The 11,616-nt window shown below is 32.7% G+C and carries 10 protein-coding genes; 3 read left to right on the top strand and 7 right to left on the bottom strand.

Annotated features, from left to right (window positions below; translation table 11 throughout):
• Nucleotides 1-13: 13 nt before the first annotated feature.
• From Q4517_RS06200 to Q4517_RS06190, 3 genes are all read right to left on the bottom strand, one after another.
• Nucleotides 14-637: an FMN-dependent NADH-azoreductase gene (locus tag Q4517_RS06200; RefSeq protein WP_303507468.1), complete on the bottom strand. Its 624-nt coding sequence runs from the start codon at nt 635-637 to the stop codon at nt 14-16.
• Between the two features lie 66 nt (nt 638-703).
• Nucleotides 704-1,285, bottom strand: coding sequence for a Crp/Fnr family transcriptional regulator (locus Q4517_RS06195; RefSeq protein ID WP_303507466.1), 582 nt, complete (start codon nt 1,283-1,285; stop codon nt 704-706).
• A 168-nt stretch (nt 1,286-1,453) separates the two neighbouring features.
• Complete coding sequence (locus Q4517_RS06190; protein WP_303507464.1) at nt 1,454-2,446, bottom strand: dienelactone hydrolase family protein; 993 nt, start codon at nt 2,444-2,446, stop codon at nt 1,454-1,456.
• A gap of 139 nt (nt 2,447-2,585) precedes the next feature.
• On the opposite strand from Q4517_RS06190, the gene Q4517_RS06185 reads away from it, so the two are divergent.
• Nucleotides 2,586-2,795, top strand: a complete 210-nt coding sequence (locus Q4517_RS06185; protein ID WP_099214217.1) for an SHOCT domain-containing protein — start codon at nt 2,586-2,588, stop codon at nt 2,793-2,795.
• An 88-nt stretch (nt 2,796-2,883) separates the two neighbouring features.
• Here Q4517_RS06185 and Q4517_RS06180 read toward each other — a convergent pair whose 3' ends face one another.
• Nucleotides 2,884-3,357, bottom strand: coding sequence for a nucleoside deaminase (locus Q4517_RS06180; protein WP_303507457.1), 474 nt, complete (start codon nt 3,355-3,357; stop codon nt 2,884-2,886).
• Between the two features lie 216 nt (nt 3,358-3,573).
• On the opposite strand from Q4517_RS06180, the gene Q4517_RS06175 reads away from it, so the two are divergent.
• Nucleotides 3,574-5,079: a hypothetical protein gene (locus Q4517_RS06175; protein WP_303507455.1), complete on the top strand. Its 1,506-nt coding sequence runs from the start codon at nt 3,574-3,576 to the stop codon at nt 5,077-5,079.
• 290 nt (nt 5,080-5,369) lie between these two features.
• Here Q4517_RS06175 and Q4517_RS06170 read toward each other — a convergent pair whose 3' ends face one another.
• Nucleotides 5,370-6,509: an NAD(P)/FAD-dependent oxidoreductase gene (locus Q4517_RS06170; protein ID WP_303507453.1), complete on the bottom strand. Its 1,140-nt coding sequence runs from the start codon at nt 6,507-6,509 to the stop codon at nt 5,370-5,372.
• Nucleotides 6,510-6,514: 5 nt separating this feature from the next.
• The gene (locus Q4517_RS06165) at nt 6,515-9,703 is read right to left on the bottom strand and encodes a LodA/GoxA family CTQ-dependent oxidase (protein ID WP_303507451.1); all 3,189 of its coding nucleotides are present in this window, start codon (nt 9,701-9,703) and stop codon (nt 6,515-6,517) included.
• 425 nt (nt 9,704-10,128) lie between these two features.
• On the opposite strand from Q4517_RS06165, the gene Q4517_RS06160 reads away from it, so the two are divergent.
• Complete coding sequence (locus tag Q4517_RS06160; protein ID WP_303507449.1) at nt 10,129-10,377, top strand: hypothetical protein; 249 nt, start codon at nt 10,129-10,131, stop codon at nt 10,375-10,377.
• Between the two features lie 234 nt (nt 10,378-10,611).
• Here the strand turns inward: Q4517_RS06160 and Q4517_RS06155 are convergent, their stop codons facing one another.
• Nucleotides 10,612-11,493 carry a LysR family transcriptional regulator gene (locus Q4517_RS06155; RefSeq protein WP_303507447.1) on the bottom strand — a complete coding sequence of 294 codons (882 nt, stop codon included), beginning with the start codon at nt 11,491-11,493 and terminating at the stop codon, nt 10,612-10,614.
• Between the last annotated feature and the right edge of the window lie 123 nt (nt 11,494-11,616).

The raw sequence follows: 11,616 nt of genomic DNA, 5'->3' as shown, positions 1-11,616 counted from the left end.
TTTTGATGGTAGGTTAAATAGCTTCAATTTCTTGATATATCTTCTTTTTAGAGTTTTCAAAAATAGCCCCTCCAAACTCCTCATTATCTAAAGAAATTATGGAAACATCTTTAATCCCCATAATTCCAAAAACAAACTTTAAATAGGTAGTTTGGAAGTTCATGTGCTCGTTTTTTTCATTTTCACCATAGCCAGTATCACCTCGGCTTGATAGGATAAACATTTTTTTGTTTTTTAGTAAGCCAACATAATCACCATCGGGTGTTCCTGAGCGGAACTTCCATGTTTCATTAATTCTCATAAGTTGATCTATGTAAGCTTTTAATCCGCTAGGTATAGACCAATTGTACATAGGTGTTCCAAGAACATATACATTGTGTTCTTTAAACTCTTTAATTAGCTTATCGCTCAAGTTAACTCCTAATTGATTTTCAGCTGTTCTGTCTTCAGGCTTAATAAACGCACTAGCAATCCATTTTTCGTTGATGTGAGGTATTTCTTTTAATCCAACCTCTCGGTATGAAAATGTATCGTTAGGATGCTTTTGTTGCCAATTTTTCACAAAGAGTTGAGTTAATTGCCTACTGTGCGATTTTTCATTTCTTACACTAGCATTAATAATAAGTACTTTGTTCATATCTTAATATAGTTTACATGATATGGCAAAGTTCGTTGTAGAAAAAGTAAAAAATATTGACCTAGTTTAAGATGGCTTGTGTTTTTTACGAACTCTACTTAAAAACTCAGGAGTTACACCTAAGTACGAAGCAATTAAGTATTGAGGAACTTTCTCTGCTATTTTGGGGTAGTCTTTTATAAAATCAAGATACCGTTGTTCAGCATCATGCACATTGTTGTGAATAATTCTTCTTTGTAGGCTACCAAGATAATTTTCGAGTATAATTCTAAAAAAGCGTTCTAATTTAGGTACTTGCTTTAGCATTTCCTGAAAAGAGTCATAGCGTATTTGTAACAAGTTGGTTTTTTCTATTGCTTGAATATTGTAAATAGAAGGTTGTTGCTTTTGAAAGCTATCAATATCTGTAGCCCACCAATTTTCTATGGCAAAATATAAAACTTCTTCAGCACCAGTTTCAGAATTTATATAAAAGGCTTTAAGAGTTCCATTAATTACAAAATTATCTGTTCTACACACATCACCATTTCTTAAAAGAGATTCTCCTTTTTTAAGAGTTTTTTCAGTCCAAAAACTTTTAATTATATTTTCTTCCTCAGAAGTTAACTTAATATATTTTGAAATTGATGTAATTAGTGGATTTTTCATTTAAGCTGTTGCTAGTATATTATTCTTTTTTTATTTTGGATAAGCTATTATTCTTAACCCGAAAGCTGAAAACTTATCACCCACAAAAGGTAAGCTTTTTATAAGCTCTTTGTTAGTATAGGTTAAAATAAAATATACTAGGTTTTAAAGCTGTTTTATATTCTTTTATTATTGATTTACCCAGTTCAAAAAATCTTTAAAAACAACGTTCCAATACTTTTCATATTTTCCATTCTCTAGTTCTTTTCCAAAACTATGGTCTAAACCTGAATAAGCCTTGAATGTTAAATTGTTTTTCTGTTTCCTAATAAACTCTATTGGAATTAGGTAAGCGGATTCAGGAGCTACAGCCTGGTCTTTTGTTCCAATAGCTACAAATAGAGGCTTTGAAATTTTTAATAAATTGTTAATTGGTGGCTTAGAAAAAGAACTCCATCTTTTATAACTATTGTTTTTACCTGCCCAATATTTATCGGTAGCATTAGGGTTTGCCATTATTTTTTTAAAATCTTCTAATATTGAACTAATCTCTCTTTGTGCTTCTTTTTCACTAATTAACCCTTTAGCTAATTTCTTTCTAGTAAATGTAATAAAGTCAATAAACTGAGTGTTACCTCCACCAGACAAATACCCAAAATGAGTTATACTAGTATTCACGGTTCCTAATTTGGCAACAACATCGCTCCCTTCAGAGTGTCCGAGAGCAATAACTTTTTTGAATTTATTTGGATACTTTTTAGTTATACTGTTAATTACTTGGTTAGCTTGATGAGTTCGATACGCTAATGTTTGGTTTTCATAATATGATTTAGGAACAGGAAACTCCTCATCCATTTTTGTTAAGAAAGGAAAGCCTTTTTTAGATATTACAATAAATAGATAATTATCAGGTAAAAGGTTAAAATCAAGAGGCAATGTTGTTCCAACATACGTTTTTCCATTTTCTTTCATTGTTTGATATAGTGACATTGCTTTTGATCCTTGAATATATAAGAGAAGAACATTTGTAGATTCAATATCTTTTTTAACGTATGTATGATAGTTAATGGTGTCTTTATTTGTTACTATAGAATGGTGTTTAAAAGTCTTTAAGTCTTTTGTTCTTTGGCTAAAGGATGTTGAATAAATACATAACGATAATAATAGTGTAAGTAGTTTCATATAAATCTTTTTAATTTTATATTAAAGACTGAAAAGAAAAAGACATGTTGCAAAACTTATATTTAAAACTGTATTTAGTTGAAATTCAGATGTGTAATTCCGTAATTTAGTGTTGTTTTAATATAAAAACTAAATAGTTATGCATTATCACGACGGACATTTTTGGGGAATGCACTTTGTATGGTGGATTGTTTGGATAGTAATAGGAGTATTCTTTTTCTTGTTTTACAGTTCTTTATTCCAAGTAACAAAAAAAGAATCTCCATTAGAAATACTTAAAAGACGTTTTGCAAAAGGTGAAATCACCAAAGAAGAATATGAAGAGGCTAAAAAAGTATTAGATTCTTAAGTGTAATAAAAAAGAAACCCTTTGTAAAAACTACAAAGGGAACTTTATTGGCACCGCCAAAGGGTATAATATCTCGAGGTTATTTACTCTAATACTCAACTTTATCTTCTTTCTCAGACCATTTCTGGAAAGGTTCTAGCGCAATATCGCGTCCTATTTGTTCAAACGGAATACTTCTTTTTTCGTAAGGCAGTGGAATTTCTTTGTAAATAAACTCGTCATCAAAACCAATATCAGCAGCATCTTGTTGGTTGCTACCGTAAAAAACTTTATCAGGACGCGCCCAATAAATAGCACCTAAACACATAGGGCATGGTTCGCAAGAGGTATACACCACACAACCGTCTAACTGAAAAGAACCTATATTTTTACAAGCATCACGAATAGCAGTTACTTCTGCGTGAGCTGTTGGGTCGTTAGTAGAGGTAACTTTGTTATTTCCTCGGCCAATAATTTCTCCATCCTTTACTACAATGCACCCAAAAGGTCCTCCTTCATTGTTTTGCATTCCTTTTAAAGCTGCTTTTACAGCTTCACTCATATATTCTTCGTGTGTATTCATTGTTTAATTTTTATAAAAAAGGGTTACAAAACTAAGTCTTTTCTTTGGTTCAAGTTACTAAATAAAATATTTTTTAAAGTAGAAATATAAAGATTACTTACACTTGGTATCAAAAAACAGCTTTTTATAACTGTAATTTATGGGGTTATGACATCTTTTTTAATAGGCTAGTAAAATATTCTCTAATTTGTAACTATTATCAAAAACTAATCAATCATGAAATTAACAACCAAACTTATTTTAAATACAATGCTAGTAATGAGTGTTGTGTTTTTTTATTCTTGTAAAAAGGAGAAAAAAGGAAATGATGCTGTAGAGCAAGTAGCAAAAGTAGCTTACAACAAAACAGCAACCGAAAGTTTATGTGAAAGTGATTGGTTTCCTCACACACAAACCCCAGCCCCTGCTGAAGGAAAAGGAAGTCCGTTTGATGTATCGAGCACAACCAATGCAATTTTTCACCAATGGTCTTGGCAAAAGTTTTTATGGCTTACCAAACCAGAATATCAAATAGAAAAATTAGTAGTAAAACAAGAAGGAAAAGAAGTTCCTCTGTATGTAGGAGAAATGTTACCGTTATTTTTAAACCCTAAGAAAATGCACCAAGTAACATCGCATATGCAAGATGTAGTTCCCAAACAAGGAGCTGCTGTAGTATTAGAAGATACAGCCCAAGCAGGTTCAGGAGGAATATTAAAAACAAATCCTGAGTATAACAAAGAAGGAGTATCAGAAACAGTATTTTATTCAATTCACATAAGTTCTACCATGAGAGAGGCATCAAGAAAGTATAGAGATTCTATAGTTAACGGAACTTTGAGTCAAGATAATCAAGCATCTTTTCCTGTAGGTTCTTTAGAGTTAAAAGTATCATGGACACCTGTTACGGCTATTGCTGAAGAAGAAATTGATAACTACTATACAACGGTAGCGGCGTTGAGTACAGACGGAACAACATATACTAATACAAAGGTAGCACTGTTAGGAATGCATGTTGTAGGAATTGTAGAGAATCATCCAGAATTTATTTGGGCTACGTTTGAACATGACGATTTAGCACCAAACTATAACTGGAAAGAAAACAAAGCAACCTCTGCTACTGATAAATTACTTTTTGAAAAAATTAGTACTACTGGAATTGATGGAATTACATGGAGTAATGATAGTGTGAAGTTACCATACAAAGCGTATGATTTATTTAAGTATGGAGTTCCAAGAGATAGCGTAGGGAACTTTATGAACACAAGCCAAGAAGAACCTATAAACTTTAATAACATAGAGAATCTTAATCTTTGTGTAAAAGAGAATTTAACTGATGTATGGAAAAACTATTTCTACAACGGTTCTCTTTGGATTGATACAGATGGATTGACACCTGAAGAGCAAACTGCTACAATAAATAATTTAGGAGGAAACATAGGAAATGCAACACCAGACAGTACTTCAGTAGCAAGAGGATCGGTAAACTGTGCTAATGTTACTATGGAAACATATACACAAACTTTTAAAAGTAGCTTAAAAGACATTAATGCATCAAACCTAGCAAACTGTTTTAGTTGTCATAACGCTGTAAACTTTTCAACAGATAAGAAATCGCCATTGTATATAAGTCACATATTTAACGCATACTTATTAAGAGGAGAAGGAAAAACATTTAATCAAGTAGAAGCTTTAAAAGCAAAGCAAGAAGTAGAAGACTTTATGAAAAACAGCTTAAAGTAAAGTTTTTAAGATTGACTTTACAAAAAGCCTCTCCAGTCTATTTAGTTACTGGGGAGGTTTTATTTTTGTTAGTTGTTGGCATGTTTTACTCAAAATCACAGTCATTCCGAACGATAGAGAGGAATCTTTTTAAAAGGAGTAACAAATTTACAATCGTAAACCGTCATTTCAAAGAAGGCGAGGACAGAGAAATTTTATAGTTGTATGTTAGGAGCTTTAAAATATTTTTCTAACTATCATGAATGAGGTTCAACATAGTTAAATCTCATAAATATAAGTACCTAAAATTATCAGCTAATACTGCGCCTTTTCCAAAAAGAAGCTTCTTTCCATCGAGTTTCAGTACTATAAAAAAAGTTTTTATGCTTTAGGTAATGATTCCAAACTTGTTGTATTTGTTGACTATATAATATATTGAATTGTTCCATCTTATCAGGATGTAAATCCTTAATAAAGTCAATATTTATAAGTAACTTTTGAAGCTGCATAGCATTCGCCATAGCGTTAAACATTCCCTGAGAAGAAAGTGGATCAAAACTCATAGCAGCATCGCCCAAAGCAACCCATTGTTTACCAGTTACCTGTTCTAAACGAGTAGAATTGGCACTTACCGTACCATGGAAGTTAATACTTGCTTCGTTACCTTCAACCAAAGAAGCAAAGAGTTCGTGTTGTTTGGTAAAAGCTAAAAAAGAATCTAGATGTTTAAACGTATTTCTATCTACTAAATCAGCATCTGTTTGAAAAGCTATGACTCTTTTGTTGTTAGGAACTATAGCACTATACCACCAACCTAATTCATTAGCAACAATGGTACTCATGGTATTTTCTTGTGTGTTAGGCAAGCTCATCCAACAAGAGATTAATTTATCATATCGTGTACGCTTTATATCTAAGCTTTTGGTAAAATGTGATTGTCTACCAGTGGCATCAACTACAAACTTAGCATGAGTGGTATGTGTAATTCTGTTTTTTAAATCATCAGACTTTGTTATTACTTTCCAGTGGTTATCTTCATAAGAACTACTAGAAAATCGTGTTCCCCAGATACAGTTAACCCCTCTTTCAGAAGCACTCTTTCTTAAGTAAACTTCAAAGTTCTTTCTATCTAAACTTCTTGAAAAACCATCGGGGTTTCTCAAATGATCAATAATTTGAAGTTGATTACTTCCCCAGTAAGATTGCATTCCTAAATTATTACGGAATATGGTTTGTTTTATAGAATCCGATTCGTTTTCTAATAGATTCAGCTCTTTTAAAATCCGTTGTGCAGAAGGAGCTAATGATTCTCCAATTCTATCAACAGGTTCAACCAGTTTATCCAGTAGAGTAACATTATAATGATTAACTAAAGAAATGGCGGCAATGCAACCTGCAATGCCACCACCTATAATTAGTATGTCAGTAGTACTATTATATTCTTTCAACATTTATATTATTTAGGAGTATACCTTGAAAAACGTGTCATTTTCTCAGGAATACCAACTTCAACTCTTTTTGGAGTAGTTTCTTGGTGTGAATCAGACTGTTTCATATGGTGTAACTTAGAAGCAATTAAATGTATGGTTTTAATAACATTTGGTGTTGCTTTAAAACCTTCTGCTAGTTCATCTTCAGTCAACGTTAATAAACTACGTTGAGCATCTTCCAATATATATTGCTCGTTTAATAAATTATCGTGTGATAGTTTGTCTACGGCTGCATCTATTGTATTTTGAACTCCTTTCTTTAATGTATGTTTAGCAGTTAAAACACCTTGTAAATCTTGTATGGTAGTTTTTAATAGTGCTGCTTCTTGTTCTGGAGTAGGAGTAATACCCACTTGCATTTCTTTAGGGAAATTAGGATCGTGTGCAACCCCTGGACGCTTTTGTACCACGGCTAACTTATCAAAATACTTAATCATGCTATTAATTTGATTTGTATAGGTAGGTGCTTCACCGTCTAACGGAAGATTATCTAGCCAATCGGAACGGAAATTAAAGGCCTGAATACGGGTTTCTTCTGATAAATTAGGATCTACTGTCTCTTTATAACGTTCTTCATTTAAAACGTTATTCGGCACTCTAGCAGGCCAAAACGTTGGTAAATATGGATCGTATTCACTAGTGTATCCATCTCTACAACTTGCTGTATCTGTTTGCCAAGGAATTGCCATCCAACGCGTAATACTCCCAGCTACTTGTCCGCCTAAAATAGGACCTTTTGCTAATGGTAATATATCGTTATTCATCATCGGACCATAATATGTAGTATTAACAGGCGGTGTTTTAGGTGCATGTTTAATTCTAAATGGAGCCATGTACATACCAGAAGAACGCATAGGCCAGGTCATTTCACAGCCAGGGTGAAAAGCATCAGCTAAACAGAATTCCATAGCAGCTTTGGTTAACATATCAGGCTGTTCAGCAACAGGAAGTTCATCTATTGTTGGTGGTTTAGGTGTGTGTGGGCATCCGGTCATATCTACATAATCTGCATCAAAGTCACCTTGTACCCATTGATCTAAAAACTCTAATTGTAAATCTGATAAGGTAGCGTGTTGACGTACAGAACCTGTAGCAGGAATGCTAATGGCATCACCATATAACCAAGGCCATAGTTGAGGAGCTTCTGCTCCTGACACATCAAAACGACGGAAGTTGTTAGAAATAGTTCTTCGCATTTCCATATAGGCAGGCGACGGATTTCCTAATCGCTTTATCCATTCGTTAGTGGTATAATCAAACTGACCTCCAAAACCAAAAGCTCCTGCAAAACCTGCATTTACCCATTGTAAATCGGTCATACGTTGGAAAATTGGTAATATGTCTTTGGTAAACGATGGTCTGGTAGGACGCACCAACATTTTAGACTTTACGGCTACATCACGCATTAAATCCCACATTGTACGTACCGATTTTTGCATAGGTGCATAATCTGGTGGAGCACAAATAACCCAGGCTGGATCTACTTTTAATTTTGTTCCTTCGTATTCAACTTCCGCAGTAACAGGACCGTCCGAAATATCATCGTACCAACCTTCGTTATTTGCAAACGTAATGGCAATATCACCGTTGATGTTTTCCGATTTCCCATGTCCGCCTAACATCACTAAACGTCCTTTTTCATCGGTACGCATTTCACCTAAGTACACTTTTTTTGAAAGAAATTCACCTTCAAAGAAAGGTCCTTCTTTAACATTGGTACCGGTAATAGATTTTGCGCCTCCGTCAATTAATAATGAATTACGATCTTTTACATCAATATTTCGTAACATAGAAGGAGGCACGTCAGCAGCTTCAGGAATATCTAAGGCAATATTGAACTGATACCAAGACGATTTTTGATTGGCTAAATGGCTATGCCACGTAATTTTTGCATTTTCAGAGGTTAATTCTTTCACCGCTTTTCCTGCAGCATTGAATCCGTAAACTCTAAACTGTGCTGCTTGTCTTTTTAAGGCACCTGTTTTATCGCGATAGGCATACGGATCGATTTGTGGTTCAGGATTGTCAACCAACGGACCAATAAAATATTCGTTTTCACTATTTCCTACACGCATCACGCCAATAGGAGGGTAGATACCTGCTTTTACGATACAGTCACTATTTTCATCGGTGTTACCTTCAAACTGTGGATTGATTTCTTTGGGATCTTGTAATTGCTGTCCGTTGGCTTGATGTCGTGCTTCAGCACTTGCCGCATACACTACTTTTCTTGCTTGTGCAATAGAACCTAAGGGCTCATGTTGAGGTAAGGTTCTCCAAATATTGAAAGCTAAGTTGCTTCCAAACTCTGCTTGCCCAATACTAGCCACATCTTGTTGAGGTAAATGTAATTTTGCAATACATATATACGGACTTTCTTCTGTGCTCCAAACTACCTGTGCATCATCTAAAGGCATAGTAGCATCGTTGGTACGCAATTGTATTTCGAAACGGAAGGTAGCTTCTTTGGTTAACAACCGTTGTTGTAAATCGATACCTAAATAATTATTATCGTTAAAAGGAGTTCCTTTATAAGTGTCTTCAGGAACTAAACGATATTTTACAGTTTGAGAATCGCCTAACTTAAAAGGAAGAATAGCCCAATAACTAGCGCTTAATACACTAGCTTCTTCTTTGGTCATTGCTTTTAAAATACTAGCTAATTCAGGGTGTTTTGCTATGTATGAGTCGTAATCACGGTCAATAACACCAGCTGTGGTAAAGCTACACATTTGTTGTGCATCACGTGCAAAAAAACGGTCGATGTTTTGAAATATAAAATCAGCATTCGTTCCATCTCCCAATAGTTTAGGGCCTTCTACACCAAAGAGTTTTAAGCCGACCCCTAAGGTTGAATGTAAATCGGGAGAAGTTGGTCCTGTATCGCTTGAAAAGCGAACGGCACACTCGTAAGCATCACCAGTAAAAATTCCGATTTTGAATTTTTCTTCAATATCTTTGTTTACAACAAAACGACCGTAGGCAATACCGTGTTGTTTTCTAAATACTGCCCTTTCTGCAGGTTGTTGTCCGTTTTCAATACGAGTTTTTTGTCCCATTTCAACAAACATTTCTTTTAAACGTTGTGTAACTTGGGTAATATCTCCATCGCAGTTCCAGCATGATGAAGATTTTTTTTGTGAGGGGTTTGTCATTTTTGGTTAGTTTAAGTTTGATATTATATCCTTAAAAATAAGGAATATAAGCTAGAGTTGACTTTAAGAAATTCTTAAGCGTTTAGTTTTTGGGTATTAATTGGAGGTATTTTGATTTGAGAGGATCCTTATAAAGATTCACTATTATTAGAAACAATAGTAGTTGATAGCTTAATACAACGATGAAGGATAGAAATCTTTTTTATATTATAAGGATATTTTTTTGTAGTGCTATTAGTTATCCGTACCTTCAAACTTTGAAAAAGCAAAAGTAATCCTTACTATATTTCTTTTAATTTTTTGATTGAACTAATATAACTAAGAATACACTACGTGTAAGCGTAATGGTGTATTATCGTGATGTATGTGTTTTTAAAACACAAATAATTGTAAAAAGAAACTATTAAAAATTTAAATAAATTAGTATGATAAAGACAGAAAATAATAAAAAAGGAGTAATAGGTATTACTAAACAAGCAAGTTTAATAGATAAGAATATTGGTTCGTATAAAGAGCATTTTATAAATGAATATTTTGGATATACTGTAAAGTTATCTAACGGGGCAATTCATATACCAAGAAAAACCGCTGAAGATTATGAAGTTCAAAAAGGAATTGTTACTTCTGAAAGAATAAAAAAAATAGCTAAAACATATACATATCAAGAGATATAATTTTTTAAAAAGTTCGTTACATAAAAAACCACAACATTTTGTTGTGGTTTTTTATTTTTTAAGCTTATTTTAATAATTTTTTGTTCGCTAATACTTAGTTAATCATCGACCAACATTAAAAAATAAAGCATCATTTAAAAACTAAAGTATTATATGTATGCTTATACTTTATAATGTAGAAAATTGTTAGTTTATAAATAAAACTTATAGAGAAATGGTTTGAGGGAAAAAGAATTACGGTTTAAAATAATAGCCGAAGTTGTTAAATTTATTTGCCTTAAGTTTGTTTTTTGAAAAATAATTAATGGTTTTTGCTATAGCAGGGTTTTGTAAACTGTGCCTAGAGTAAGCTAAACCCACTTCTCTATAATAACGAGGTCCTTTATACGGCCTAGTTTCAAAACCATACCAACCATCAATAAAATACTCAGGTAAAAAAGTTAAACCTAAGCCCGCCATTAATAAAGTTAAAGTTTCAGTTTTTGTACTACAATTGCCTACAGTATTAATAGTTTTATTAGCAAAATTTAAGATAGAAATACATTGCTTATGAGCTTCACAAGGTGGACAATGAATAAAGTTTTCATCTTTTAAATCTACTACCAAATCAATTTCGTTTTTGGCTAATAATTTATGTCCATTAGGAATACATAATAAATAATCTTCTTGCCATAGAGGTAAAAACAAATCTTCTTCTTTCTTCCATTCTTTAACTAATAAATTAATCTCATTATTTTCATTACAATGATTTACTGTCCAAAATACATTACTATTTAATTCATTAACCTTTTTTATAAATTGTAGTTTGTATTCTTGTGGTAAACTATCTGCAATACCAATTTTAACCTCATTTTTAAATGCACTTTTTGTAAATATGTTAGGTAAATCATTTAATTCATTTAAAATTCTTTTAGCTATGGGGTATAGGTAGTGTGCTTCGTTTGTAGGCTCAACACCTCGTTGATGTCTTTTAAATAAAGTACAATTCATTTTACTCTCAAATAATTTTATTCCATTAGAAATATTAGGTTGAGAAACAAAACATTTATCGGCCGCACGTGTAAGGTTTTTTTCTTCATATACAGCAATAAAAAACTTTAATAAACGCTCTTCCATTATAATTATAAATTATGATTAAGATACAAAAATAGTATTTTGAGTAGTTTTTTTTGAAATGTACCTTTGTAAAAGCTAATAAAATAGTTAGCTAGTAGTAAAGTTGAATTAAAATTAGTATAA

Origin of the sequence: Tenacibaculum sp. 1_MG-2023, assembly GCF_030547425.1 — a bacterium.
Lineage (GTDB): Bacteria > Bacteroidota > Bacteroidia > Flavobacteriales > Flavobacteriaceae > Polaribacter.
The sequence above is the reverse complement of the archived record's forward strand: the minus strand, read 5'-3'. Positions and strand labels throughout refer to the sequence as shown.